Source organism: Hymenobacter lapidiphilus, assembly GCF_003417065.2.
Lineage (GTDB): Bacteria > Bacteroidota > Bacteroidia > Cytophagales > Hymenobacteraceae > Hymenobacter.
Genome location: NZ_QVLT01000003.1, coordinates 104899 through 131404, shown reverse-complemented (window position 1 = coordinate 131404; position 26506 = coordinate 104899). Strand labels below are relative to the sequence as shown.

The following is a 26506-nucleotide window of genomic DNA, read 5'->3' as shown; positions in this document are numbered from 1 at the left end:
TGAATAAGCCGGCTGTCTTCCTCAGAAAACAGCGGCTTACAATCATCTGACAAGGCTTCCCTCCTATTCGAAGCGCAGGCTCTCGATGGGGTCGAGGGCGGCGGCTTTGCTGGCCGGGTAGTAGCCCGAAGCCAGGCCCACCGTTACGCAGATAGCCAGCCCCACGCTCATCCAGAGCCAGGGAATAATGAATCCGCCGCTGCCCACCAGCAGCGCCACGGCGTTGCCGATGCCCACACCCAGCAGGATGCCCAGCGAGCCGCCCATTACACAGATTACAATGGCCTCGATGAGGAATTGCTGGCGGATGAGCAGGGCCGTGGCGCCCATGGCCTTGCGGACCCCGATTTCGCGGGTGCGCTCGGTAACTGATACCATCATGATGTTCATCAGGGCGATGCTGGCGCCGAGCAGGGTGATGAAGCCCACCAGAAAGCCACCGATGCGCAGGTTGCCCGACAGCGAATCGAGCTTGCCGGCCAGCGAGTCGGAGCGCTCCACTTCGAAGCTGTCGGGCTGGCCAAGCTCGTCGTGGCGCACGGCGCGCATGATGCCGGTGGCCTCGCCCGTGAGGTAGTTGAGCTGGCTGGCGTCGGTGGTAGCCGTTTTCACGTCGTAGGTAAGGGCGCGCTGGCGGGGCAGCTGGTTGCCCGTTTCCAGCGGCACGAGCATGAGCCGGTCGGCCCCGCCGCCACCCATGCTGCTGCCGCTTTTCTCCAGCTCGCCCACCACCTGAAACCGCCGTCCCAGCATGTACACATACTTGCCCACCGGGCTTTGGCCAGGAAACAGCTTATCCTTGATTTCGGAACCCACAATCACCACGTTGGCTCCGTTGTCGAGCTCGGTCGGCGAAAAGCCGCGGCCGGCCTTCAGGCCGTAGCTCTGGATGAGCAGGTAGTTTTCGTCGCCGGCCACCACCTGCATGTTGGGGTTGGTTTTCTCGCCGTTGGCCTTCACCTCGGTGGCGCCGGCCACGAAGGCCGAAATGCCCACCTTGGCCTCGTCGCCGAGCTGCTGCTTGTACTGGCGGGCCTGCAGGTAGTCGATGGCCGGGTAGGTTTTGGCCTGCACCCCACCCCGGCGGCCCCGGTTATTGTAACCCTTCGCCTTAATTTCGAACGAGTTGGCGCCCAGGCTGGCGAAAGTAGAATTGAGCGAAGCCTTTATAGCATCAATGGCTGTGAGAATGCCCACCAGTGACATAATACCGATGCTTACAATAAGGGCCGTGAGAATGGTGCGCAGCAGGTTGCTGCCAATGGAACGAAACGCCTCTTTGATGTTTTCCAGCAAATGCATAGATACAGCTGTTAGCCTTTAGCTATTGGCTGTTAGCTTTTCTGCATAACAGCATTTCGCCCGCGGCGCGGTAATTGGTTGGTTGCCTGAAAAGGGTGCCGGAGTTCTGAAACCCGTGTTTCGTCAGCCGCCACCCACGTGGAGCGGCCCCGGGCCGCCTGTGCAAGGTAGCGCGTTTGGCCCACAACTCCGTCCCGATTTGCTACCTTTCGACTGGCCGTTTTTTTAGCCTTTTATCTATGAGAAATCTTCGTCTGCTGAGTTTATTGCTCGTGCTGGCTGCCGGACTGCTGGGGCCGCTGGCGGCTCGGGCCAACCATATCCTCATTCCGATGGATAACAGCCAGAAGGAACACCTGAAGGCCTACGGCGCGGCTTACTGGCTGCTGGGCAAGCAGGTAGAGGTGGACTGGCTGCTGAATTACCGCGGCGGGGCCTTCGCCTTCGATGTGGTGCCGGGGGCCGAAAACGAGCTGGCCGTGCGGGGCGTGAGCTACCAGGTAATTTCCGGGGCGCAGTACACCAGCATCCTCTCCGAAATAGCCGACCCCAATGCCAATATGGATGTGATGAAGCTGGAAAAGGTGCCCAAAATTGCGGTGTACACGCCCAAAGGTAAGATGCCCTGGGATGATGCCGTGACGCTGGTGCTCACGTACGCCGAAATCCCCTTCACCCCCATCTACGACGACGAAGTGTTGCGCGGCGATTTGCCCAAGTACGACTGGCTGCACCTGCACCACGAGGATTTCACGGGCCAGTACGGCAAGTTCTACGCCTCGTACCGCAGCCGGCCCTGGTACCAGCAGCAGCAGCGCGATGCCGAAGCGGCGGCCAAACGCAACGGCTTTGCCAAAGTAAGCCAGATGAAGGGCGCCGTAACCGTAAAAATGCAGGAGTTCATTGCCGGCGGGGGGTTCATGTTCGCCATGTGCTCGGCCACCGACTCGTACGACATTGCCCTGGCCGGCCTGGGCCTGGATATGGTGGAGAGTATGTACGACGGCGACCCGGCCGACCCGCAGGCCCAGAGCAAGCTCAACTTCAACCGCACGCTGGGCTTCCAGAACTTCCAGCTGCGCCCCAATCCCTTCGAGTACGAATACTCCAATATCGACATGGACCCGCGCGAGCGGGGCGTGTACGAAGACAACGACTATTTCCAGCTCTTTAACTTCTCGGCCAAGTACGACCCAGTGCCCACCATGCTCAGCCAGAACCACGAGCGCACCATCAAGGGCTTTATGGGCCAGACTACGGCCTTCCGCAAAAGCCTGGTGAAGCCCGATGTGGTGATAATGGGCGAGAACAAGGCTTCGGGGGAGGTGCGCTATATGCACGGCACGCTGGGCAAAGGCACCTGGACCTTTTACAGCGGCCACGACCCCGAAGACTATCAGCACTTGGTAGAGGAAGAGCCCACCGACCTGAGCCTGCACCCCAACTCGCCCGGCTACCGCCTCATCCTCAACAACATCCTGTTTCCGGCCGCCAAAAAGAAGAAGCAGAAAACCTGATGCTCGCCAGTGAGAAGTGAGAAACGGTACAGCAACACCCGGCTAATGCAAAGGGGCACGGACTTTAGTCCGTGCCCCTTTGCATTAGCCGGGTGTTGAAACCTTAACGGAGTGCTGTTTTTTCCGGAATCCGGCAGCAGCGGTCTGCTTACTTCTCCAGCCGCATAAACTGCTGCACGAGAGCGGGTAGGTCGTCGGTTTTTTCGGGGTCGAGGGGCAGCGTGAGGTCAACTAGCACGGGTTGGCCTTTGGCTATGCCAAACACGATGTACTGGTAGGCCATGCCACCCGTTTCGGTAGCATACGCCAGGCGCGTACCCTGGGCCGGCGGGCCGTCGAGCAGCGTGCACGTGAAGGGGGTTACCTCCACGTTTTTCTGCTTTTTCTTCGCCACCCGCACATGTTCGGGCGGGTAGGTACGCATCACGCTGTAATCGAGGTACACCCAGGCCAGCTGGTAGGCCGGGCCGGTTACTTCGGAGCTTGAAACGGCGGTATAGCCATTTTCCAGGGGCAGATTGACGCCGCAGAAGTTAAGCTGGGAGCTGGCTGAGACTTGCGCCCGGCCGGTGAAGGGTAGCGCCAGCAGCAGCGCAAAGAATAGCAGATTCTTCATGAGTAATTGGGCAGAGAAGCAGAACTGGCTAAATGGTCGGGGCCTAAGCTACGAAGAGCCGGAACGGAAGGCAAGTTTTTTAGGCCGGCCCTATTTCCGGCTCGGCTAATTGGTTGTTAGTTGCTGGTTATTAGTGATGATACGCCACTCTGCCAACTAACAACCCGCAACCGACTCAGTGCATCCGGTCGTCGCGGACGGGCAGGTTGGTAATGATGTCGCCTTCGACGCGCAGCAGCTCCTGGAAGCGCACGTCCACCTCCTGCGGGTCGGCGTATTCCTTGGCCAGTTCCACGTAGCTTACAAAGTGGCCGGCTTCGGAGGCCATCAGCTCGTAGTAAAACTGGCTCAGGCCGGGGTCGGGAATGTGTTTCCACAGCAGCTTAAACCGCTCGCAGCTGCGGGCCTCAATCAACGCACTCACCAGCAGCTGGTCCATGAGCTGCCGCTCGCGGGGGCCACCCTTGCGCACGTGGGTCAGCAACTCCACTACGTACTCGTCGCGGCGCGGGCGGCCCAGCGCGAAGCCGCGCTGGCGCAGCTCCTGCATCACCCGGCCGAAATGTTCCCACTCCTCGGCCACCAGCGCCGTCAGCTCCTCTACCAGCCGGGTTTTCTCGGGGTATTTGAGGATGAGCGAAATGCCGGTGCTGGCCGCCTTCTGCTCGCAGTAGGCGTGGTCAACCAGAATATCTTCGAGGTTTTTGCTGGCAATATCCACCCACCGCGGGTCGGTGTTGAGCTTCAGCTTGAGGATGGTTTTCATGTAGGGCTTAGGTATTAGGGGTTAGGTTTTGGGACTTTAGGGCTGGTAGTTAGGAGTTCAGACGACCTTCCATTAGCATTGGTCTGCCCGAACATTATCCAAGCCCTAAGCTCCTAACACCTAAACCCTAATTAAAGAACTGCCAGCGCAGGCCGAACTGGAGGCGGCGGGGAAGGGCAGCGTAGTAGGGCGCGGCGAAATAGCCGTTTTGGGGCAGAAACTGGTTGATGTAGCTCATTTTCAGGAACACGCCCACCGTTTTGATGTCGGCGTTCAGGAACACATCGGCCACCGGCACGCTGCGGATGGTGAAGTGGTCCTGCACGAAAAACTGCTGGGTGCTGGGGCTGTAGTCGTAGGCCTTCCAACGCGACTGGTAGTAGCCCTGCACGCCCACCTGCCCGAAAAGGGCCTTTTTGAACAGGTAGCCCTGGTAGTACACCCGCGCCTCGCCCACCACGGCCGGAATCCGCAGCGCCGGGTTGTCGGAGCCGGCACCAAGCGTAACAGTCGCCTGCGTTTCGAAGAACAAGTGGCCCACACTACCCCGGTAGTGCCCCATCAGGCTACTGATCTGGAATTTGTCCGCATTACCGCTGGCCTGCCGGGGGCCATCCATATGTATCTGGTCCGTCTGGGAAATCGGGTCGACGGAGTAGTAGATGTAGTTGCTGACATTGGCCACCGTGCCCACTGCTTCCACGAAGTGCCGGCCCAATTGCCGGGCGGCCCGCACCCGCAGCTGCTGTACATTCACGTTTTTAAAGTCAGTATTCCAGGCAAAGTGGTTGCCCGAAAACTGCTGCTCCGTGAGCGTGGGGGCGGCGCTGGTCAGCAATACCTCCCCACTCAAAAAGCCCAGCCGGGCCCGGCCGCTCAGCCAGTACTCGAGCTGCTCGGTAGAGGGCTTCACTTCACCGGCCGTTTCGATGGCGAACTGCCGGTACTGGAACGCCGCCGTGCCGCCCGCAAACAGCTGGCTGGGGCCATCGACCGTCGGCAGCGCCTCCCGCACCACGGGCGGTGCCCCGTAGGCCGAGCGCGTTTCGAGCGAATACGTGCGGTATCGGCCGTACAGGCGGTAGTTTACCAGCTGGCTCTGCCCCATCACCCCCACGGTGTTTTCGAACTGCCGGAACTCGGCCCGGTCGTCGGTAGCGGCCGAGCTCAGCCGGTTTATCGGGTAGAACGGGTTGCGCACGCCGCTGGGCGCCGGCTGTTCGTCGGTGTATCTATTAAGCTGCCGGCTGAAGTTGAAGAGGTGATACGCCGTGAGGCCCCGGCCCAGCAGCTGGTAGCTGTGTAGCAGCCGCACCCGGTCGCGGGAGTCGCGGTTTTTGGCGTTGGTCAGGTTCACTACCTCCCGCTGGTAATCAAACAGCAGGCTCAGGTCTATCCGGCCATCCGCAAGCGTATCGCTGGCCAGGGGCCGGATACCGCCCTGCTCGGCCAGCGTGTGCCGGGCCGTAGCGAAGTGGCCCATAGCGTGGTAGCGGTTGTTGAGCGACTGGTAGCGGGCAAAGAACACGAAGTTGTTGTGCTCGACCTGGCCGGTTTTGGTGTTGCTGACGGCAATGGCCTTGTTGGCCCCGAACCGCTCGTAGTTGAAGCCCACATTGAAGCGCTTTTTGAGGCTGCGGGCGTAGCCCAGCTCGAATACCTGCTCGTAGGGGTTGCCCTGAAAAAAGCGGAAAAACGTGTACGGCGACTTCGTATCGTAGTAGTTCACGTCTTCGGGCCCACGGGCGTACTGGTCGAAGACAGTACGGCCCAGGCGGGCGCCCAGCTGGCGGTTGGCCTCCCAGAGCAGCGGCCGCGAGGCCGCGCCGAAGTAGCCCAGCGTCTGCTGAAATGTGGTATCGTGAGTCCAATAGCGCTGCTGGGGCAGGCGCGTGAGCGTCGAGTCCACCATCCGGCCCACGGTATCGCCCTGCAGCAGGTCGCGCTCCTTCAGAATAAAGGTAGTGCGGGCCCCGTAGCGGTTGCGGGTCGAGTCGTCGAGAATCTGGGCGTGGCCGGCCCGGGGGCGCAGCAGGCCCAGCCCCAGCAGGCCGGCCAGCAGCAGCAAGCTCAGGCGCAGCGAGGAGGTACGGAAGAAAAGCAACGGAAAATCAGCCAACGGCGGGAAGCGGAAAGTAGGAACCAAGCAGGGCGGCCAGCCGGGCCTCCCCATCGGCCAGGAACCGGACGGTAATCGGGATGTAAAATACGGGCAAATCGGCCACACTTGCCGCCAGCGCGGGCTCTTGCAGGCGGGCCGCATCCTTCTGGGTAGTCAGAACGCACTGGCCGGGCTGGCATTGCGCAGCCAGGGCCGCAATTTCGGCAGGCGTAAACACGTGGTGGTCGGCGAAGCGGGCGTGGTGCGTTACGCAGTAGCCGGCCGCCGCCAGGTGCGCCAGCAGCGGGCCGGGCTGGGCAATACCGGTCAGCAGCATCACCTCGCTCCCACCCATCGGCGCGGCCATCCGGCCGGCCGCCGTACCCGGCACGGGCACCGGCGGGCCGTAGTCGTAGGACGAAAATAGCACCGGCACGCTCGCCCGGGAATAGCGGCGCACCTGCCGGGTGATGGTGGCGCGGGCCGCCGCGCTCAGGTCGGGGGCGCACTTGGTGATGATAACCGCATCGGCGCGGGCGGCCCCGGCCCGGCTCTCGCGCAGGCGGCCGGCGGGCAGCACTTCATCCGCATAAAACGGCCGCTGCTGCTCGCTAAGCAGGATATTGACGGCCGGCCGCACCCGGCGGTGCTGGTAGGCATCGTCGAGCACCACGGCCGTCAGGGACGGCACTTCGGCCAGCAGCTGCCGGATACCGGCCACCCGATCTTCGCTCACCGCCACCGGCACGGCCCCGCCAAACTGCCCGAACTGCTGCCAGGGCTCATCACCTACGGTAGCGGCCGAGTCGGCGGCCGTGGCGAGCCGGTAGCCACGGGTGCGGCGGCCGTAGCCCCGGCTCAATAGCGCCGGCTGCTGCCCGCGGGCCCGCAGCCAGGCCACCAGCCAGGCCACGTGGGGCGTTTTGCCGGTTCCGCCCACCCGCAGGTTGCCCACGCTGAGCACCGGCACCTCGGTGAAGGCAGTGCTGGCCTTCCAGCCCCGGTCGTAGAGCCAGTTGCGCGCCGCCAGCACGGCCGCGTAGAGCCAGCTAAAAGGGAGCAGCAGGGTTGTCAGGATGGGAGCCACAAGGCGAGAAAGGGGTGTTGTTGCCGCTGGAACGGCGTAGAGGCGCAATATCTTGCGGCTCGTCGTTGCTGATGTTGACCGTTTCGCGCTGCCGTCCAACGACGAGACGAAGATATTGCGCCTTTACACCATTAGCCGCAGCCGCCGCTAAAGTAGCGGGTTGGGGCGGGTTGAAGCAGTTTTATAACAGAAACCCACCTTTGCTCCATCAGGCCCGTAGTGCTATTGCTGCCTTTACTGCGCGCCCTCCCCCACCGCACCAGCTCCCAGCCCGCCCCGATGCCCTTCGCCGACCGCCTGCTCCAGTCCCTCACCGATTTTCCGCTGCCTCCGCCCCTGCCCGATGGGGTAACGGCGTACAGCCCATACCAGGAGCCGGAGCCGCGGACGCTGTTCACCGAGTTTGCCCGCCGCTACTACGCCGACAACCAGCCAAGGGTAGCAGTGCTGGGCATCAACCCCGGCCGGCTGGGCAACGGCCGTAGCGGCGTGGCCTTCACCGACGGGCCGGCCCTCACGGCCTGGGGAATAGCGCACGCGCTGCCGCTGCGCCGCGAGCCGTCGAGCGAGTTTATGCAGGCCGTGGTGGAGGCCTGGGGTGGGCCGGAACCGTTCTACCGGCAGTTCTACGTCGGCTCGCTTTACCCGCTGGTGCTGCTGAAAGACGGCCGCAACTACAATTTCTACGACGCACCGGCCCTGACCGAAGCCCTCTGGCCCGACATCCAAACGAACCTGCGGCAGCTGGTTGCGGAAGTAGGCATGGCCCGACCGGCAGCCGTGTGCCTGGGCCGGCGCAACGCGAAGTTCTTCCAGCGCCTCAACAACGAGCTGGGCCTTTTCGAGCAGATTCACGTGCTCGACCACCCGCGCTACCTGATGCAGTACCAGCGCCGCCAACTGGCCGAAAACGTCGCCCGCTACGTGGAAGTCCTCGCCATGGCCGCCGGTTTGTAGCACGAAGCTCCAGCTTCGCGTATCGTTGCTGACTTTCAGATGACTTCGCTCAATGAAATGCGAAGCTGGAGCTTCGCGCTACCAACTGGCAACGCGGCCAACCAGCCATTTTCAACTTTCAATTCTTACTTGACCCCATGCCCACTGTTCAGGACCTGATGCGCGTGCTCGAAGCCGCCGCCCCCCTTGCCTACCAGGAAAGCTACGACAACGCCGGCCTGCAGTGCGGCGACCCGCAGATGGAAATCCGGGGCGTACTCATCAGCCTCGACTGCACCCCGGCCGTGGTATACGAGGCCATCCGGCGGGGCTGCAACGTGGTAGTGGCCCACCACCCGCTTATCTTCAAGCCCCTCAAGCGCCTGACCGGGGCCAACGAGGTGGAGCAGACGCTGCTTAAAGCAATCAAAAACGATGTGGCCTTGTACGCCGCCCACACCAACCTCGACAACGTGGCCCACGGCGTCAACCGCAAGCTGGCCGACAAGCTGGGGCTCGAAAACGGCCGCATCCTCGACCCCAAGCCCGGCCTGCTGGGCAAGCTGATAACCTACGTGCCGGCCACGCACACCGCGGCCGTGCTGGCGGCGCTCTACGCAGCTGGCGCGGGCCAGGTGGGCCAGTATTCCGGGTGCAGCTTCCGCAGCGAAGGCACGTTCACTTTCACGCCCGGCGCGGGAAGCAACCCCTTCCTGGGCCAGTCCGGCCAGCCCCACACCGGCCCCGAGGAGCGCGTGGAAGTGCTGTTACCGTTACATCTGCAGGGCCCCGCACTGGCCGCATTGCGCGCCGCGCATCCTTATGAAGAAGTGGCTTACGAGCTCATCAGGCTCGAAAACAGACACCAGGAAGTGGGCTCGGGCTTTGTGGGCGAGCTACCCGAGGCGCTGAGCCCGGCCGCGTTCCGGCAGCGGCTGCGCGCGGCGCTGGGCGTGCCGGTGGTCAAGTACACCAACTTCGAGCAGCCCATTAAAAAAGTGGCGCTGTGCGGCGGGGCGGGCTCGTTTCTCATCGGCAAGGCCCGCGCTGCCGGGGCCGATGCCTACGTAACCGGCGACCTGAAATACCACGAGTATTTTGGGGCCGAGGGCCGGTTGATGCTTTGTGATGTAGGCCACTTCGAGAGCGAGCAGTTTACGGGTGAAATATTCCAGGATTTGCTTGCCGCCAACTTTGGAAGTACTTTTGCGGTCTTAATCGCACAGACCCTCACCAACCCCGTCCGATATGATTTCTAACCCAGCCGCCGCGGAAGTTACCGTTGCCAGCAAACTGGAAGCCCTGCTGCACCTGCAGCAAATTGACTCGCAACTGGACGAAATTCGGCGCGTACGCGGCGACTTGCCCGAGGAAGTGCAGGATCTGGAGGACGAAATTGCCGGCTACGAAGTGCGCGTGGGCAAGTTCGACGAAGAAATTGCTGGCCTCAACGACCAGATCAAGCAGCGCAAGCAGGCCGTAAAGGATGCTGATGGCCTGATTAAGCGTTATGAGGAGCAGCAGCAAAACGTGCGCAACAACCGCGAGTACGAGGCAGTTGCCAAGGAAATTGAGCTCCAGAAGCTGGAAATTCAGATTGCGGAGAAGAAAACCAAGGAAGCTCAGTATCAGATTGAGCAGAAGAACAACGACATCAGCGGCACCAAGCAGCGCCTGATTGAGCGCAAGAAGGACCTCGACAACAAGAAGGGCGAGCTGGAAACCATTGTGGGCGAGAGTGAGGCCGACGAGAAGAAGCTCATGGACCAGCGCAACAAGGCCGTGAAGCCCATCGAAGCGCGTCTGCTGACCGCCTACACCCGCATCCGCGGCAACGTGCGCAACGGCCTGGCCGTGGTGGAGGTAAAGCGCGACGCCTGCGGCGGCTGCTTCAACACGGTGCCCCCGCAGCGCCAGGCCGACATCATTTCGCACAAGAAAATCATCGTGTGCGAGCATTGCGGCCGTATTTTCGCCGATGTGGAGACTCGGAGCGAATAATCCGCCTATGTTTTAGTTTTGAAGAACGGCCTCTTTCCGGGGCCGTTCTTTTTTGTTCTATGAAATTTCCCGCGGAGGTACGCAGAGGGTTTTGCAGAGGTGCGCTGAGAGCGTGCTGGCTGGTCGTACTCTGCTCTGCGAGCCTCTCCGAAACCTTCTGCGCACCTCGGCGGGAATCTGTGGTGGAACTGACCGAGCGCCAGGCCCGTGCCTACGCCGAGGTGCTGAACATGCGCCCCGCCGCCGCCCGCGCCCTGCTCGGCACGGGGCAGGATGCCGGCACACTGCTGGTGCAGGACTGCCTGAGCATCACCGAGCTGCTCATCAGCCAGGATGCTACCCGCTTCGCAAGCACCGTAGCGGCCCAGGATGCGCGGCTGGAGCAGCTGAACCCGCAAACCGGCCCGCTGGCCGAGTACGCGGCGGCCGAAATCCGGCTGCATCAGGCTGCTGCCCAAGTGGTGTTCGGGCAGGAGGTGCGCGGGGCCTGGAACCTGCGCCAAAGCTATGGGGCCATGCAACGCGTGACGGAGCGCTACCCCAATTACCTGCCGGCCCGCAAAACGCTCGGGATGCTGCAGTTTTTCATCGGCTCGCTGCCCGAGGGCTACCGCTGGTTTCTGCGGCTACTGGGCCTGCCAGGCTCGGTAGACGCGGGCTTGGCCAACCTGCGCCGGGCCGCCAGCCAGCCCAACGACTTCCAACTCGAAGCCCGCCTGGTGCTGGCGCTGCTCGAGGAAACCTACTACAAGAAGCCCGCCGCGGCCCTGGCCCTGGTGGAGCGCCTGCACCGCGAGCAGCCCGAAAACCAGCTGCTGGCGTTTCTGCTCATCAGCCAGCGCAAAAAGCAGCACCGCACCGATGAGGCCCTAGCCGCCTTCCGCGCCCGCCCCACCGGCCCGGACTATCTGCCGCTACCCTATCTGCACCACTTGGCCGCCGACCTGCTGCTCTATAAGGGCCAGTACGCCGCCGCACGCCGCGAAAACGAGCTGTTTCTGCAGCAGTACCGAGGCCGGCATTACCTGAAGGATGCTTATTTCAAGCTGTATCTGGCCTGCTGGCTGGGGGGCGATGCGCCGGCTGCTGCTCGCTACCGCGCCCGCATCGGCTCCGCGGGCCGCACGGTGCTGGAGGAGGACACCTACGCCCAGCGCTTCTTCGACGACCCGCAGCCGCTCGATGCCACCCTCACCCGCGCCCGCCTGCAGATTGACGGCGGCTACTACCGCCCCGCTTTGGCCACGCTGGCCGCGTTCCGCCCCCACACCGCCACGCCTCTGCGCGACCAGTTGGAGCACTTTTACCGCCGCGCCCGCGCCCTGCACCTGCTTGGCCAGCCCGATTCGGCCCGCGTGCTCTACGCCCAAACCATTGCCCGCGCCGGCCTCGCGCCCTACTACTACGCGCCCCAGTCAGCGTTGCAGTTGGGCTACCTGTATCATTTGGAAGGCCAGAAGAGCACGGCCAAAGCGTACTTCCAGAAGGCCCTGAGCTACCCCCGCCACGAGTATAAGAACAGCACCGACACCAAAGCCAAGCTAGCTTTGGCGGAGTTGAAATGAGGAGGCTAGTGAATAAAGAAGAACGTCATTCAGAGCGCAGCGAAGAATCTCGCGTGAAATCGTTGTTACACCGTTGCAACATCAGCACGCGAGATTCTTCGCTGCGCTCTGAATGACGTTCTTCCTTATTCACTGAATCAAACGTGCTGACTGTTCCTCTCGCCCAACTGACGCCCGACTTCCGTGCCCGCGCTCTGCGCTGGGCGGCCAGCTTTGCCCACTGTGCCTACTACGAGCCCAACGACCTGGCCTACCCGGGCGGCCCGTTCCGGCGGCTGCTGGCCGTGGCTGAAGCGGCACCGGACGCCCCGCGCAGTCTGGGCGAACTGCAGGCCTGGCTGGCGGCCGGGGACGGTGCGGAAGCCCCGGCTTGCGGCTTCATCAGTTATGAAGTAAAGGATGAGCTGGAGGATCTTACCAGCGCCAACTACAGCGACCTAGCCTGGCCTCAGCTGCACTTCTTCCGGCCCCGTACCTGGCTGATTTGGGAAGTGGATGCCCTGCATATTCACGGCGACACAGCGGGCGTGCTGGCCGCCATTGCGGCCACGCCCCTGCCCACGGTTCCGACCCCGGCCGTGGCCACCGTCAGGCCCCGGATGCCGAAAGCCGATTACCTGCGGGCCGTGCAAGCCGTGCGCGAAGATATTCTCAACGGCGAGGTGTACGAGTTGAATCTTTGCCAGGAATTCTGCGCCGACGATGTGCCGCTGGACCCGGTGGACGTATTCCATCGCCTCAACGCAGCCTCGCCGGCACCGTTTGCGGGCTTTGTGCGCCACGAAAACCATTACCTGCTCTGCGCCTCGCCCGAGCGGTTCGTGCGCCGCACCGGCCCCGAGCTGCTTTCCCAACCCATCAAGGGCACCGTTGGGCGCGGGGCCACGCCGGCTGAAGATGAGCAGCAGCGCCAGATCCTGCTGCACGATGAAAAGGAGCGCGCCGAAAACCTGATGATTGTGGACCTCGTGCGCAACGACTTGGCCCGGGTGGCCCAGACTGGCACCGTGCAGGTACCCGAGCTGTTCGGCCTCTACCCCTTCCGCCACGTCTGGCAGATGATTTCCAGCGTAACCGCCCGCCTGCGGCCCGATCTGGACGTGGTAGACGTGTTGCGGGCCACCTTCCCAATGGGCTCGATGACCGGCGCGCCAAAAATCAGGGCTATGCAGCTCATCGAGCACTATGAGCGGAGCCGCCGCGGCCTCTACAGCGGTTCGCTAGGCCTCATCTGGCCCAATGGCGACTTCGATTTCAACGTCGTCATCCGCAGCCTGCAGTACCGCACCGACACGCGCCACCTCAGCTTCCAGGTCGGTTCGGCCATCACCTACGACTCGGACTCCAAGCGCGAGTACGCCGAGTGCCTGCTCAAAGCCCGCGCCATCCTGGAGGTACTTGGGGCAGTGGTGGCTGAGTGAGTTGGTTTCACAAGAACGTGTCATGCTGAGCGCAGGCGGAGCCGGAGTCGAAGCATCTCTACCGCATCGTTGTAACGGTACACTTGATTAGCACTGCAGTAGAGATGCTTCGGCTTCGCTCAGCATGACGTTCCATTTTCCCCCAGCAACTCACGCATCTCCCTCTGCCATTCTGTCATTTTTTCAGCCTAAAACCGCTACCTTTGCCGTTCCCTGAACTGCGAAGCTGCTGCCGTTAACCGGCATTTTTCCGATGGCCCAACCCCTGATTACCCTCGATTTTCTCGACGCTCCTACCCTGCCTGCGCCCAGCGTGGACGCCGTTACGCACGCCGATACGCCCTCGGGCGAGGTGCGCGTGAACCCGGCCACCCGCACCGGCCGCTCGCGCAAGCTCTACCTGGAAAGCTACGGCTGCCAGATGAACTTCTCCGACTCGGAAATCGTGTCGAGTATCCTCTTCGACGAAGGCTTCGACACTACCGACTCGCTCGACCAGGCCGACCTGGTGCTGCTCAACACCTGCTCCATCCGCGAGAAGGCCGAGCAGACCGTGCGTATGCGCCTCTCGCAAATCAACAGCTACAAGAAGCGCCGGCCCGGTATGCTGGTGGGCGTGCTCGGTTGCATGGCCGAGCGCCTGAAAACCCGGTTTCTGGAAGAAGAAAAGCTCGTGGACCTCGTGGTGGGCCCCGACGCCTACCGCGACCTACCCCAGCTCATTGCCCAGGTGGATGGCGGCCAGAAGGCCGTGAACGTGCTGCTGAGCCGCGAGGAAACCTACGCCGACATCACGCCGGTGCGCCTCAACTCCAACGGTATCACGGCCTTCATCAGCATCATGCGGGGCTGCGACAACATGTGCTCGTTCTGCGTGGTGCCCTTCACCCGGGGCCGCGAGCGGAGCCGCGACGCCCACAGCATCGTGCGCGAGGCGCAGGATTTGGTAGCGGCCGGCTACAAGGAAGTGACCCTGCTGGGCCAGAACGTGGACTCCTATAAGTGGGCTTCGGAAGTTGGCACCGAGCACGTCAACTTTGCCCAGCTATTGGAGCAGGTGGCCCTCATCAGCCCTGAGTTGCGGGTGCGCTTCTCCACTTCCCACCCCAAAGACATTACCGACGAGGTGCTGCACACCATAGCGCGACACGAAAACATTTGTAAATACATCCATTTACCTGCCCAGAGCGGCAATTCGCGGGTACTGGCCCTGATGAACCGCACCTACGACCGACCCTGGTACGAGGAGCGCGTACAAGCCATCCGCCGCATCTTGGGCGACGACTGCGCCATTTCAACCGACATGATTTCGGGTTTCTGCTCCGAAACCGAAGACGAGCACCAGGACACGCTCAGCCTGATGGCGCAGGTGCGCTACGACATGGCCTTCATGTTCTTCTACTCGGAGCGCCCCGGTACGCTGGCCGCTCGCAAGCTCGAAGACGACGTGCCGCTGGAAGTAAAAAAGCGCCGTTTGGCCGAGGTTATTGCCCAGCAGAAAAACCATAGCCGCGAGCGGAACGCCCGCGCCGTGGGCCAGGTCCACCGCGTGCTGGCCGAGAACTTCTCCAAGCGCAGCGACGAGCACCTGAGCGGCCGCAACAGCCAGAATCAGGTCATCATCTTCCCCAAGAAACACTACAAGAAGGGTGATTACGTTGACGTGCTGGTGCATGAGTCAACCACTAATACGTTGTTAGGCGAAGCCATCGGATAGCCTAAGCAGATGACAAGCACCAAATGGCATACGATGACGCACTAGTTTTAGAACGCTGGGATACACCATGCTCTGACTTGGGCTGGCATTTGGTTTTTGAAGGGCTAATTGAGAATAAATCAGGTCTTGTCTTTTCCGTTCGGCATGAGGAAACGGTGTATAATTTTCATTTTGAGCAGTTCGGCCCTTACCAAATTGCGGATGAAGCATTCCTGGAAGCCTATCAGGCAGATCTTTCAGAGGCTGCTTCGGCACAAAGAACTGCTTCTCCAACCGTTGGCAACAACTTTCTTGTTACAAACTCCAATCGGGAGCGGTCATTCAACTTAGGCCTGATGTATGGCATATATTTCATGGAGCCTTTAACCCATTATCATATTGCAACGACGGATAGCTGTCTAGATATTCTATCAGCAACACCTCCAACTATTTCGGTTAGAACACATGATTAAGGTATTATAAACCAAACAGTTCTGCTATTTCTAGCGAAAGCCCCTCCATCTTGACACCATCAGAAATACAATCAATCAAGCAGCGCTTCGGCATTATTGGCAACGCGCCTTCGCTCAACTATGCCATTCAGGTGGCAGCGCAGGTGGCCCCGACCGATATGACGGTGCTGATAACGGGCGAGAGTGGCTCCGGTAAGGAGTCGTTTTCCAAGATTATCCACGCCCTTTCGCCCCGCAAGCACGGGCAGTTCATTGCCATTAACTGCGGCGCCATTCCCGAGGGCACTATTGATTCGGAACTGTTCGGCCACGAGAAGGGCTCGTTTACCGGGGCGCAGGAGGCGCGCAAGGGCTACTTCGAGGTCACCAACGGCGGCACCATCTTCCTCGATGAGATTGGCGAGATGCCGCTCGGCACCCAAGCCCGGCTGCTGCGGGTGCTCGAAAACGGCGAGTTTATTCGCGTGGGTTCCAGCAAGGTGCAGAAGACCGATGTACGCGTGGTGGCCGCCACCAACGTGAATCTGCTCGACGCCGTGCGCGAGGGCCGCTTCCGCGAAGACCTGTATTACCGCCTCAACACGGTGCCGATTACGGTTCCACCATTACGTGATAGAGGTGATGATATCTACTTACTGTTTAGGAAGTTTGCCACCGATTTTTCTGACCGTTACCGGGTGAAACCGATTAGTCTGACGCCCGAGGCGGTGCAGGATTTACAGCGGTTCCGGTTCCCGGGCAACATCCGCCAGCTCAAGAACGTGGCCGAGCAGATGTCGGTGCTGGAGACGGACCGGGAGGTGGATGCCCGCCGCCTGCGCCAGTACCTGCCCGCCGACCAGAGCAGCCGCCTGCCCATGCTGGTGCACGCCGCCGGCACCGGCGCCACCGACGGGGCCGGCAACAGCTACTCGGAGCGCGACCTGCTCTATAAGGTGCTCTTCGACATGCGCCGCGACATGACCGACCTGAAAAAGCTGGTGCTGGAGCTGGCCACCGGTCAGCGCCCCCACGAAACCCAGGAGTTGCTGCGCCAGAACAGCCACCTGTTTAACAGCACGGCCGTAACGCCCTACGAGGGGGCTGGCAGCCGGCCCCTGCGGCCCGAGGGCGGCAACGAATACATTATCAGCTCGCGCGAGCTAAGCGACGACGATGACGCCGACTACGAGGAGGAGGAAGTACAGCGGGTGGAGGACATTCCGCATGAAACGGAGGAGGAAACCCTAAGCCTGGAGGCCAAGGAGAAGGAGATGATTATCAAGGCCCTCAAAAAGCACCATAACAAGCGCAAGTACGCCGCCCACGACTTGGGAATTTCCGAGCGCACCCTCTACCGCAAACTCAAGCAGTATGACCTGGAACAAGCATAGTTTTAGCAAGCTGTTAGCTATTAGCTATTGGCCGTTAGCTTTCTGTTTGAAAAGCCTGAAGCATTTTGCATCCATTGCACGGAGGCTAATAGCTATCAGCTGTCAGCTAACCGCTATTTTCCTGTTCAGCGGCTGCGGTGTATACTCGTTCAGTGGCACCAACATCGACCCCACCATTAAAACGATTTCCATTGCTACGTTTGCCAACAACGCCAGCAACGGTCCCTCGTTTCTGTCGCAGCAGTTCACGGAGAATTTCAAGGACTACTTTCAGCGTAACACCAGCCTGAAGCTCGTGCCCCGCGACGGCGACCTGCAGTTTGAGGGTCAGATACTTGCCTATGACTTTGCCCCGGCCGCCATTCAGCAGGCCAACGGCATCGACCAGGCGGGCGCCAACCAGCTAACTATTCAGGTGCGGGTGAAATTTACCAATACTAAAGACCCCAAACAGGATTTCGAGGAGACGCTGCAAACGACCCGCTCCTTCCCTGCTACCCGCGACATTGCCAGCGTCAACAGCGACCAGACGGCGCTCAACGAGCTATTTCGCAACCTTATCAGCGACGCGTTCAATAAGTCGGTGGCCAACTGGTAATTGTGGGCGGGCTGCGTTTTAGTGCCCGAATTGCCGTATTCTTGTAGCCCGCTTGCCCGGCCGGCCGCTGCCGGGTGTCGCTACTACCTTTTTTTCCTGCCCGCATCCTACCACAGGCTATTGGCCGGCTGCCTCTTCTACGCTATTTCGCATGACCCGCGCGTCGCTCTTACGCATTCTGGACCACGTAAACGGTATTTCCGACGATGAAATCCGGGAGCTGGAGCAGTTGGCCGCGGCCTTTCCGTACTGCCAGACGGCCCATGTGCTGCTGGCCAAAACGGCCCACGACCGCGGCAGTATGCTAGCTGGCCAGCGCCTGCGCCGCGCCGCTACTTACGCCGCCGACCGCGAGCTGCTACGCCAGTTACTGGAACGCCCCGCCCCGGCGGCCCTTCCGGTAGATACGCACATTACCAGTGCGCCTCAGACCCATGCAGTAGCCGCTGCCGAAGTGGCCCCGGTTGCGCCGGTGGCCCTTGCGGCGGCGCCTTTGCCCGAGCCAGCTACCGCTCCGGAAATCGATTTATTTGCGGTGGAAGTCGTTTCGGTACCTGCCCCGGCTGACGAAACTGCGGTGGCTGACGAACCGGCCGGCCACGACTCCCTGGTGCCGGCCGAAGCCCCGGCCAACACACAGGATACCACAGCAGCAGCTACAACGGCCACCGCCAATGAGCCGGCGGCGGCGCACGAAACGGCCGTCGAACCAGCTGCAGCCGCGCCTATTACCTCTTCTGAAGCCGTGCTGGCTGAACTGCCAGAGGTGAAAACGCCTGCTGACGAGGGGCAGCCTGCTTCGGTTGCAGAACCTACCGATCCGGCAAAGCCCCTGGCAACATCCTCCACAACATCAGAAGAAGCGGCGGACGCCAGCGACGACGCTACGGAGGAAACCGCCGTTGCTGAAAAAGCCGTTGCGCCGATTTTTACGAATGCCGCTGACCCTGCCGATGAACTGTTGCCGGCCGTTGCGCCGCCTATCCGGCCGCCGAGCGGTGCAGGTATTTCGCGCTTTGAATTTGGCCTGGGCGAGGCTCGTTTGCCCGAGCCTACGAGCTACCGGCTGCCCGGCATTGATAACGACGACGATACGTTTGCGGCGGAAGACGACGAGCTGCCCACCACCCGCTCTGCTACCCCACCCCGCGTTACCGCTCCCTTCCGGGCCGATGCCGAGCTGGGCTACGCGCTGGGCGGCGGCAGCCGCCTGGGCTACGATCTGCAGGGCCGCACCCCCGACGGCTTCGCGCTTGATTTGCCCCTGGAGGCCTTTTTTGAGCCCGATGCTCTGCTGCTGGCCCATGCCCGCGCCCACCAGCCGGCCGCCAAAACCTCCTCGCTCGACCTGATCAACCGCTTCCTCAAAGCCCAGCCCCGCATTAAAGCGGGCACAATTGGGCTGCCCCTACCCACTGCCGAACAGACTGATTTGTCGGTTCGTAGCAGTGTGCCTGCACCAGCCCTGGCATCCGAAAGTCTGGCCAAGATCATGGTCCGGCAGGGCAAGACAGCCAAGGCCATTGAAATTTATGAGCGCCTAATGGCGAAGCAGCCCGGAAAAATGGCGTACTTTGCCGAGCAAATCCAACAACTGCAACAACCCCCGGAGTAAATGTACTACGCCATTATTGCCCTGATTCTCGTCATTTGCGTGCTGCTGTCCATAGTAGTATTGGCCCAGAACCCTAAAGGCGGCGGCCTGTCCAGCCAGTTCGGCGCAGGTGGCGGCGCTGCCCAGATGATGGGCGTGAAGCGTACCGGCGACCTGCTCGAAAAGCTCACCTGGGGTTTCGCCATCGGCCTGATGGTGCTCAGCCTGGGCTCCTACGTCGTCGGCGGTCATGCCCCGTCGGGCCCCGTACGCAGCATCAACCAGCAGCGCGCCCTCGAAACCCGCATTCCTGCCACTTCAGCCCCGGTAGCGCCCGGCGCTCCGGCTCCGGCCGCCCCCGTAGCTCCGGCTCCGGCCAACTAGCACCAGCCCGTTTTCGGCCTGACAGCCGGTGGTTTCCTATGGGAAGCCACCGGCTTTTTTGCGTTTTTCAGCTTATCCGAACTCCTGAAACCGTGGCTTGGCTTACAATCCGTAATCCCACTTAGTATCAATAGTACTGTCGGGCTACGCGCTACACGCTGTGCCACAGCCGCACCAATTCGGGCCATTTCCTGCCACGGCTGGCAGGCTCACAGTGCAAAACTGGCCGAAAAAGGAGCAGAACCGTTCATTCTGTCAGGTTTAAGCGGGCTGGCATAGAAGGTGTAGCACAGCTTTTACCACCTGGTAATTCCAGATTCTTTCAACTTTTCAACCAAAATTTACACTATGTCGCTTAGCATCAAACCGCTGGCTGACCGCGTTATCATCGCGCCGGCCGCCGCCGAAGAAAAAACCAAATCGGGCATCATCATTCCCGACACGGCCAAAGAAAAGCCCCAGCGGGGTGAAGTAGTGGCCGTGGGTGAGGGCAAAGTGGCCGACAACGGTACTACCATCAAGCCTCAGGTTAAAACCGGCGACCAGGTGCTCTACGGCAAGTACGCCGGCACCGAAATCACCGTGGATGGGCAGGACCTGCTTATCATGAAGGAGTCCGACATCTTCGCCGTACTCTAGGCCGGACGCTGGTTTCCTTTCGTTGAATTCTATTAACTCTCGAAAATAAGATGGCTAAGAACATCCAATTTGATACCGAAGGCCGCGACAAATTAAAGCGCGGCGTAGATAAACTGGCTAACGCCGTGAAGGTGACCTTGGGCCCGAAAGGCCGTAACGTGGTTATCGACAAGAAATTTGGCGCCCCGACCATCACCAAGGACGGTGTGACCGTGGCCAAGGAGATTGAGCTGAGCGACCCCGTGGAGAACATGGGCGCGCAGCTGGTGAAGGAAGTAGCCAGCAAGACGGCCGACCAGGCCGGCGACGGCACCACGACCGCTACCGTACTGGCTCAGGCCATTTACGCGGCCGGCTCGAAGAACGTAGCCGCCGGTGCTAACCCCATGGACCTGAAGCGCGGCATCGACAAGGCAGTGCATGCCGTAGTTGCCAACCTGAAGGCGCAGTCGAAGAAGATTGAGAACTCCTCGGAAATCGCCCAGGTAGGCGCTATTTCGGCCAACAACGACATGGAAATCGGCCAGATGATTGCCGATGCCATGGACAAAGTAGGCAAGGAAGGCGTGATTACCGTGGAAGAAGCCCGCGGCACCGAAACCGAAGTAAAAACGGTGGAAGGCATGCAGTTCGACCGCGGCTACCTCTCCCCTTACTTCGTGACCAACCCGGAGAAGATGGAGGCCGAGTTCGAGAATCCTTACGTGCTCATCTACGACAAGAAGGTAAGCACCATGAAGGAGCTGCTGCCCGTGCTGGAGCAGGTAGTACAGACCGGCAAAGCCCTGGTAATCATCTCCGAAGATGTGGATGGTGAGGCCCTGGCCACGCTGGTAGTAAACAAGCTGCGCGGCTCGCTGAAAATTGCGGCCGTGAAGGCTCCCGGCTTCGGCGACCGTCGTAAGGCGATGCTCGAAGATATTGCCGTGCTGACCGGCGGTACCGTTATTTCGGAAGAGCGCGGCTACAAGCTTGACGCAGCTACCCTCGAATACCTCGGCCAGGCCGAGAAAATCATCATTGACAAAGACAACACGACGATTGTCAATGGCAAGGGTGAGAAGGCAACCATTACGGCCCGTATCAACGAGATTAAGGCCCAGATTGGCACCACGACTTCCGACTACGACAAGGAGAAGCTCCAGGAGCGCCTTGCCAAGCTGTCGGGCGGCGTAGCCATTCTCTACATCGGTGCTTCTACGGAAGTGGAGATGAAGGAGAAGAAGGACCGCGTTGACGATGCCCTGCACGCCACCCGCGCCGCCGTTGAGGAAGGCGTGGTACCCGGCGGCGGTGTTGCCTTGGTGCGCGCCCTCGACTCGCTTGATGCCGTTGATACCCTCAACAGCGACGAGCGCACCGGCGTGAACATCATCCGCACTGCCCTGGAAGCTCCCCTGCGTACCATCGTAGCCAACGCCGGTGGCGAAGGTTCGGTAGTGGTGCAGAAGGTGCGCGAAGGCAAAGGTGACTACGGTTACAACGCCCGCGAGGACAAGTACGAGAACCTGATGTCGGCCGGTATTCTGGACCCGACCAAGGTAACGCGCCTGGCCCTGGAGAATGCCGCTTCGATTGCCGGCCTGCTCCTGACCACCGAGTGCGTGATTTCGGACGAGCCTGAAGCTGATAAGGACGCCGGCCACGGTGGCGGCGGTGCCGGCATGGGCGGCATGGGCGGCATGATGTAAATCACTGATTAGCGCTGATTTTTGCGCTGATTACGCTGATTCGAACGTCATCCGTTCTATTGCGCTAGTACAAAAGCCCCGTTGGATTTTATCCGGCGGGGCTTTTTTGCGCGTAAATAGTGGCAGTGTTCATTTCTTGATTGATAAAAATGGAGAAGAAAATAACGGATATTGGCGGTACGTGGCCGCTGGCCAATGGCGTGCAGATACCCTACCTGGGGCTGGGCGTGTGGCAGGCCGAAGATGGCGCGGAAGTGCAGCAGGCCGTGCGCTGGGCGCTGGAAGCGGGCTACCGCCACATTGATACCGCCGCCGTGTACAAAAACGAGGCGGGCGTCGGGCAGGCCATCCGGGAAAGCAGCGTGCCCCGCGAAGACGTGTTCGTCACCAGCAAAGTCTGGAACAGCGACCAGGGCTACGACAGCACCCTGCGCGCCTTCGATACGAGCCTAGACCTTTTGGGCCTGGAAACGCTCGACCTGTACCTGATTCACTGGCCCGTGGCCGGCAAGTTCCGGGAAACCTGGCGGGCGCTGGAGAAGCTGTATGCCGACGGCAGGGTGCGCGCTATCGGCGTCAGTAACTTTCTGCAGCACCACTTGGAAGAACTGATGCCCGAGGCTAAAGTCAAGCCCATGGTGAATCAACTGGAGTTTCATCCGTGGCTGGTGCAGTCCGAGTTACAAGCCTACTGCCGGCAGCACGATATTCAGTACCAGGCGTGGTCGCCGCTGATGCAGGGGAAGGTATTTGAGCAGGATATCGTGAACGAGCTGGCCCGCAAATACGGCAAGTCGCCGGCCCAGATTCTGGTGCGCTGGGACCTGCAGCGCGGTGTCGTCACGATTCCGAAATCGGTGAAGCAGGCCCACATCATCGGCAACGCCGACGTGTTCGATTTCGAGCTGACCGCGGATGAGTTGGCCTACATCGACGGCCTGGACCGTAACCAACGCCTCGGCCCCGACCCGGATAACTTCGATTTCTAAATCACTGATTAACGCTGATTAATCATGATTTCGCTGATGCATGAGTCAGCAAACGTCTGCATCTGCGGCCTTATCAAACGAAAAGCCCCGCCGGACCGAAGTCCAGCGGGGCTTTTTGTTTGCTGATGATTCAGAACGAATGACGTCTGCATCAGCAACAGCTATGATTTAGCGAGCAACTACCGGCTCCGCCATCATCTGGGTGAGCTTGCGGTAGATGACGAACAGCACCAGCGAGGCGGCGGCCGAGAGGGCCACGAAAATCATGAAGAACTCGTAGAGGCCCGTGATTTCGAAGCCGACGAAGAACGGGGCGGGCTTGCCGGGCTCGGGGTAGAGGGCGCTCAGCACGCCGGCGAACTTGTTGCCGGCGGCCGTGGCCAGGAACCACACGGCCATCAGCAACGAGGCGAAGCGCAGTGGGGCCAGCTTGTTTACCAGCGCCAGGCCGATGGGCGACAGGCACAGCTCGCCGAAGGTGTGCATCAGGTACATGGTAATCAGCCAGAACATGCTCACTTTGGTGCTGGCGTCCACGCCCTTCACACCGAAGGCAATGATGAGGTAGCCGATGGCCAGGAACATGAGGCCGATAGACATTTTCAGCGGCGACGAAGGCTCGATGCCACGCTTGCCCATGAACGTCCAGATTACTGCAAATATTGGGGCGAACAGAATGATGAACAGCGCGTTGGCCGACTGGAAGTATGAAGCCGGCACGGTGTAGGAGCCCATCTGACGGTCGGTCTGCTCGTTGGCGAAGAAGGTGAGCGAAGCGCCGGCCTGCTCGAACGCGCCCCAGAAGAAAATCACGAAAAAGCTGAGAATCAGAATCACGTAGATTTTCTGCCGCTCGCGGTTGGTAATGGAGGCGTCGGCCAGAACGGCGATAGGCGTTACAATCATGGCCGCGAACACGAAGGCTCCCACCCAGTCGTAGTTCATGAGCCAGGCAATAGCGGCGTACACTACTACGAACAGACCTATAAGCATGGGCAGCTTGCTGGCGAAGCTCTTAGCGGCGGGCTGGTCGATGGTTTCGGCGCGTACCGGAGCATCGGTACCCACGGGCACTACCGGCGAGTGGGCCACGGTCTGCTCGGGCTTGCCACCCAGCGCCGCACCTTCGGCCGTTATGATGTACTTGTTTTTGAACAGCTCAAAGGTGAGCGAGCCAATCAGCATACCGATACCAGCAGCCAGGAAGCCCCACTTGAAATCTTCGGGGTTGCCCGTATCGCCCAGCGTGCCGCACACCAGGGGCGAGAAAAACGCGCCCAGGTTGATGCCCATATAGAAGATGGTGTAGGCAGTATCGATGCGGTTGTCGCCGGCCGGGTAGAGCGAACCCACCATCGAGGAGATGTTGGGCTTGAAGAAACCGTTACCGAAAATCAATAGGCCTAAACCCAGCATAAACAGCAGCAGCTGCGTTTGGGGCGCTGTAGCCTGCCCGGCCGTGTACAGGGAAGCCGAGAAAAACAAAGCAAACTGGCCAATAGCCATCATCAGGCCGCCCACCAGAATAGAGCGGCGGTTACCCCAGTAGCGGTCGGCGACGTAGCCGCCCAGCAGCGGCGTGAGGTACACGAGGCTGGTATAGTTGCCGTAAATGAGCGAGGAGTACTCCTTATCGAATACCAGCGCCTGCGTCATGTACAGAATGAGCAGGGCGCGCATGCCGTAGTAGCTGAACCGCTCCCACATTTCGGTGGCGAAGAGGACGTATAGCCCCTTGGGGTGCGACGAGGAGGATGACACGGGCTGCTGGGCAGCGGAGGGTGAGTGCATGAAGAGGAACTAAGAATGGGGAAAGAGATACGAGCCCGGCTGCAACCGGAATGGGGTTGGTAAAACTACAAAAGTTTCCTAAACCGCCCGAAACCCGCTGAAACCGGCCGCCGCCGCCTGACCGGGGCATACGATTTTACGGCGAATTTTCGCTATCATTTTGGCTTTTCCCGGTTTTTCGCCAGCTTTTTCGCTACTTTTGCCCCTGTATTCCCACTGATTTTTCCACCCAACCCCCATCCGTTTTCGGCCCCTGTATGCTAGATTCTGCCGCCAACGCCCGCCTCGCCCCCTTGGGTATTTCCACCGCTGCCCAGGTGCACCTCAACCTCTCGCCCGCCGCCCTCGTCGAGGAAGCATTGCGCCGCAACGAGGGTACGCTCACCGACAACGGGGCCCTGATGGCCGACACGGGCGCCTTCACCGGCCGCTCGCCCAAAGACCGTTTCGTGGTGAAGGACGCCAACACCGCCGACAACGTGTGGTGGGGCGACATCAACATCCCCTTCGAGACCGATAAGTTCGACCAGCTGCACCAGAAGATGGTGAAGTACCTGGAAGACAAGGAGATTTACGTGCGCGACGCCTACGCCGGTGCCAACCCCGACTACGAGCTGAAGCTGCGCGTAGTGAACGAGCTGGCCTGGCATAACCTGTTCTGCTACAACATGTTCCTGCGCCCTACTGAAGGCGCGGACACCAGCTGGACGCCCGATTTCAGCATCATCTGCGCCCCCGGCTTCGAGGCCGACCCGGCCGTAGATGGCACCCGCCAGAAGAACTTCGCCATCCTCAATTTCACCAAGAAGATGATTCTGATTGGTGGCACGGGCTATGCCGGTGAGATGAAGAAAGGCATTTTTGGCGTGCTCAACTACCTGCTCCCCCACGAGCACAACACGCTGAGCATGCACTGCTCGGCCAATGTGGGCGCAGCGGGCGACACGGCCGTATTCTTCGGCCTCTCGGGTACGGGCAAAACCACCCTTTCGGCCGACCCTAACCGCGGCCTGATTGGCGACGACGAGCACGGCTGGACGCCCGACAAGGGCATATTCAACTTCGAGGGCGGCTGCTACGCTAAGGTTATCGACCTGAGCCAGGAGAAGGAGCCCCAGATTTGGGACGCCATCCGCTTCGGCTCCATCGTGGAGAACACGCGCTTCGTGGAAGGCACTCACACCGTGGATTACGCTAACAAGAGCGTAACCGAGAACACGCGCACGGCCTACCCCATCCACTACATCGACAATGCCATCGAGCCTTCGGTAGCCGATGCGCCCAAGAACATCTTCTTCCTGACGGCCGACGCTTTCGGGGTGCTGCCCCCCATCAGCAAGCTCGACAAGAGCCACGCCATGTACCACTTCATGTCGGGTTACACCGCCAAAGTGGCGGGTACTGAAATGGGCATCACCGAGCCCCAGACGACGTTTTCGGCCTGCTTCGGCGCGGTATTCCTGCCTCTGCACCCCACCAAGTACGCCGAGATGCTGGGCCAGAAAATGGACGAGAACCCCGACGTGAACGTGTGGCTCATCAACACGGGCTGGACCGGCGGTTCGTACGGCACCGGCTCGCGCATGAAGCTCTCCTACACCCGGGCCATGATTACGGCCGCCCTCAACGGCGAGCTGACCGACGTGGAGTTCACCAAGCACCCCATTTTTGGAGTGGAGGTACCCGTATCGGTGCCCGGCGTGCCCACCGAGATTCTGGACCCACGCAACACCTGGAGCAATTCGGAGGAATACGACAAGACGGCTTCCTCGCTGGCTGAGAAGTTCGTGAAGAACTTCGGCAAGTACGCCGACTACGCCAACGAAGAAATTCTGGCCGGCGCACCTAAAGCCCAGGTAGTCGCCGGCGCCTAACCGTTAGTGCTCCTACCCTGAAACTGCCCCGCTGGCCTTGTGCCGGCGGGGCGGTTTTTTTGCGGTTGAAAGGTTTTTCGACCAGCCGGATG

Annotated in this window: 22 protein-coding genes; 16 read left to right on the top strand and 6 right to left on the bottom strand. The window is 60.8% G+C overall.

The window, feature by feature from the left end; translation table 11 throughout:
• Positions 1-63: 63 nt before the first annotated feature.
• Complete coding sequence (locus tag D0N36_RS02770; RefSeq protein WP_116939516.1) at positions 64-1302, bottom strand: ABC transporter permease; 1239 nt, start codon at positions 1300-1302, stop codon at positions 64-66.
• A 239-nt stretch (positions 1303-1541) separates the two neighbouring features.
• Here D0N36_RS02770 and D0N36_RS02765 point away from each other — a divergent pair, with 239 nt between their 5' ends.
• The gene (locus tag D0N36_RS02765; RefSeq protein WP_116939515.1) at positions 1542-2819 is read left to right on the top strand and encodes an asparagine synthetase B; all 1278 of its coding nucleotides are present in this window, start codon (positions 1542-1544) and stop codon (positions 2817-2819) included.
• 148 nt (positions 2820-2967) lie between these two features.
• On the opposite strand, the gene D0N36_RS02760 is transcribed toward D0N36_RS02765, so the two are convergent.
• The 4 genes from D0N36_RS02760 to lpxK form a co-directional block, all read right to left on the bottom strand.
• Positions 2968-3435, bottom strand: coding sequence for a hypothetical protein (locus tag D0N36_RS02760; RefSeq protein WP_116939514.1), 468 nt, complete (start codon positions 3433-3435; stop codon positions 2968-2970).
• Positions 3436-3610: 175 nt separating this feature from the next.
• Positions 3611-4201, bottom strand: a complete 591-nt coding sequence (miaE, locus tag D0N36_RS02755) for a tRNA-(ms[2]io[6]A)-hydroxylase (RefSeq protein ID WP_116939513.1) — start codon at positions 4199-4201, stop codon at positions 3611-3613.
• 127 nt (positions 4202-4328) lie between these two features.
• Entirely contained in the window at positions 4329-6305 is a 1977-nt protein-coding gene (locus D0N36_RS02750) for a putative porin (protein ID WP_200793379.1), read from the bottom strand.
• A gap of 7 nt (positions 6306-6312) precedes the next feature.
• A complete protein-coding gene (gene lpxK, locus D0N36_RS02745) occupies positions 6313-7389 on the bottom strand; it encodes a tetraacyldisaccharide 4'-kinase (RefSeq protein WP_242478777.1) in 1077 nt (358 codons plus the stop codon).
• A 279-nt stretch (positions 7390-7668) separates the two neighbouring features.
• On the opposite strand from lpxK, the gene D0N36_RS02740 reads away from it, so the two are divergent.
• From D0N36_RS02740 to D0N36_RS02675, 14 genes are all read left to right on the top strand, one after another.
• Positions 7669-8346 (top strand): uracil-DNA glycosylase family protein, encoded by a 678-nt coding sequence (locus D0N36_RS02740; RefSeq protein WP_116939594.1) that lies wholly within the window; start codon positions 7669-7671, stop codon positions 8344-8346.
• Between the two features lie 137 nt (positions 8347-8483).
• Complete coding sequence (locus tag D0N36_RS02735; protein WP_199798295.1) at positions 8484-9584, top strand: Nif3-like dinuclear metal center hexameric protein; 1101 nt, start codon at positions 8484-8486, stop codon at positions 9582-9584.
• The gene (locus D0N36_RS02730) at positions 9574-10326 is read left to right on the top strand and encodes a zinc ribbon domain-containing protein (RefSeq protein WP_116939511.1); all 753 of its coding nucleotides are present in this window, start codon (positions 9574-9576) and stop codon (positions 10324-10326) included. The genes D0N36_RS02735 and D0N36_RS02730 overlap by 11 nt, the downstream gene beginning before the upstream one ends.
• A gap of 179 nt (positions 10327-10505) precedes the next feature.
• Positions 10506-11891: a tetratricopeptide repeat protein gene (locus D0N36_RS02725; protein WP_116939510.1), complete on the top strand. Its 1386-nt coding sequence runs from the start codon at positions 10506-10508 to the stop codon at positions 11889-11891.
• Positions 11892-12034: 143 nt separating this feature from the next.
• A complete protein-coding gene (gene pabB / locus D0N36_RS02720; RefSeq protein ID WP_116939509.1) occupies positions 12035-13312 on the top strand; it encodes an aminodeoxychorismate synthase component I in 1278 nt (425 codons plus the stop codon).
• Positions 13313-13565: 253 nt separating this feature from the next.
• Positions 13566-15029 carry a tRNA (N6-isopentenyl adenosine(37)-C2)-methylthiotransferase MiaB gene (miaB, locus tag D0N36_RS02715; protein ID WP_116939508.1) on the top strand — a complete coding sequence of 488 codons (1464 nt, stop codon included), beginning with the start codon at positions 13566-13568 and terminating at the stop codon, positions 15027-15029.
• A 23-nt stretch (positions 15030-15052) separates the two neighbouring features.
• On the top strand, positions 15053-15481 hold the full coding sequence (locus D0N36_RS02710) for a hypothetical protein (RefSeq protein ID WP_147320718.1): 429 nt from the start codon (positions 15053-15055) through the stop codon (positions 15479-15481).
• A 50-nt stretch (positions 15482-15531) separates the two neighbouring features.
• The gene (locus D0N36_RS02705) at positions 15532-16854 is read left to right on the top strand and encodes a sigma-54 interaction domain-containing protein (RefSeq protein ID WP_116939507.1); all 1323 of its coding nucleotides are present in this window, start codon (positions 15532-15534) and stop codon (positions 16852-16854) included.
• A gap of 46 nt (positions 16855-16900) precedes the next feature.
• Entirely contained in the window at positions 16901-17452 is a 552-nt protein-coding gene (locus D0N36_RS02700; RefSeq protein ID WP_242478776.1) for an LptE family protein, read from the top strand.
• A 151-nt stretch (positions 17453-17603) separates the two neighbouring features.
• The gene (locus D0N36_RS02695) at positions 17604-19067 is read left to right on the top strand and encodes a hypothetical protein (RefSeq protein ID WP_116939506.1); all 1464 of its coding nucleotides are present in this window, start codon (positions 17604-17606) and stop codon (positions 19065-19067) included.
• A complete protein-coding gene (secG, locus tag D0N36_RS02690; RefSeq protein ID WP_116939505.1) occupies positions 19068-19430 on the top strand; it encodes a preprotein translocase subunit SecG in 363 nt (120 codons plus the stop codon).
• 348 nt (positions 19431-19778) lie between these two features.
• Entirely contained in the window at positions 19779-20069 is a 291-nt protein-coding gene (gene groES, locus D0N36_RS02685; RefSeq protein WP_092737305.1) for a co-chaperone GroES, read from the top strand.
• Between the two features lie 50 nt (positions 20070-20119).
• Complete coding sequence (gene groL, locus D0N36_RS02680) at positions 20120-21760, top strand: chaperonin GroEL (RefSeq protein WP_116939504.1); 1641 nt, start codon at positions 20120-20122, stop codon at positions 21758-21760.
• A gap of 149 nt (positions 21761-21909) precedes the next feature.
• Entirely contained in the window at positions 21910-22749 is an 840-nt protein-coding gene (locus tag D0N36_RS02675) for an aldo/keto reductase (RefSeq protein WP_116939503.1), read from the top strand.
• A 168-nt stretch (positions 22750-22917) separates the two neighbouring features.
• Here the strand turns inward: D0N36_RS02675 and D0N36_RS02670 are convergent, their stop codons facing one another.
• Positions 22918-24540: a peptide MFS transporter gene (locus tag D0N36_RS02670; RefSeq protein WP_116939502.1), complete on the bottom strand. Its 1623-nt coding sequence runs from the start codon at positions 24538-24540 to the stop codon at positions 22918-22920.
• A 257-nt stretch (positions 24541-24797) separates the two neighbouring features.
• Here D0N36_RS02670 and pckA point away from each other — a divergent pair, with 257 nt between their 5' ends.
• Positions 24798-26414, top strand: a complete 1617-nt coding sequence (pckA, locus tag D0N36_RS02665; RefSeq protein ID WP_116939501.1) for a phosphoenolpyruvate carboxykinase (ATP) — start codon at positions 24798-24800, stop codon at positions 26412-26414.
• The last annotated feature ends 92 nt before the right edge of the window (positions 26415-26506 follow it).

Coding starts and splice junctions, on each gene's coding strand:
- D0N36_RS02740 (WP_116939594.1), top strand. CDS start 7,669: ATGCCCTTCGCCGACCGCCTGCTCCAGTCCCTCACCGATTTTCCGCTG.
- D0N36_RS02765 (WP_116939515.1), top strand. CDS start 1,542: ATGAGAAATCTTCGTCTGCTGAGTTTATTGCTCGTGCTGGCTGCCGGA.
- pckA (WP_116939501.1), top strand. CDS start 24,798: ATGCTAGATTCTGCCGCCAACGCCCGCCTCGCCCCCTTGGGTATTTCC.
- D0N36_RS02710 (WP_147320718.1), top strand. CDS start 15,053: ATGGCATACGATGACGCACTAGTTTTAGAACGCTGGGATACACCATGC.
- groL (WP_116939504.1), top strand. CDS start 20,120: ATGGCTAAGAACATCCAATTTGATACCGAAGGCCGCGACAAATTAAAG.
- miaB (WP_116939508.1), top strand. CDS start 13,566: ATGGCCCAACCCCTGATTACCCTCGATTTTCTCGACGCTCCTACCCTG.
- miaE (WP_116939513.1), bottom strand. CDS start 4,201: ATGAAAACCATCCTCAAGCTGAAGCTCAACACCGACCCGCGGTGGGTG.
- D0N36_RS02760 (WP_116939514.1), bottom strand. CDS start 3,435: ATGAAGAATCTGCTATTCTTTGCGCTGCTGCTGGCGCTACCCTTCACC.
- groES (WP_092737305.1), top strand. CDS start 19,779: ATGTCGCTTAGCATCAAACCGCTGGCTGACCGCGTTATCATCGCGCCG.
- D0N36_RS02730 (WP_116939511.1), top strand. CDS start 9,574: ATGATTTCTAACCCAGCCGCCGCGGAAGTTACCGTTGCCAGCAAACTG.
- D0N36_RS02770 (WP_116939516.1), bottom strand. CDS start 1,302: ATGCATTTGCTGGAAAACATCAAAGAGGCGTTTCGTTCCATTGGCAGC.
- D0N36_RS02735 (WP_199798295.1), top strand. CDS start 8,484: ATGCCCACTGTTCAGGACCTGATGCGCGTGCTCGAAGCCGCCGCCCCC.
- D0N36_RS02670 (WP_116939502.1), bottom strand. CDS start 24,540: ATGCACTCACCCTCCGCTGCCCAGCAGCCCGTGTCATCCTCCTCGTCG.
- D0N36_RS02695 (WP_116939506.1), top strand. CDS start 17,604: ATGACCCGCGCGTCGCTCTTACGCATTCTGGACCACGTAAACGGTATT.
- D0N36_RS02675 (WP_116939503.1), top strand. CDS start 21,910: ATGGAGAAGAAAATAACGGATATTGGCGGTACGTGGCCGCTGGCCAAT.
- secG (WP_116939505.1), top strand. CDS start 19,068: ATGTACTACGCCATTATTGCCCTGATTCTCGTCATTTGCGTGCTGCTG.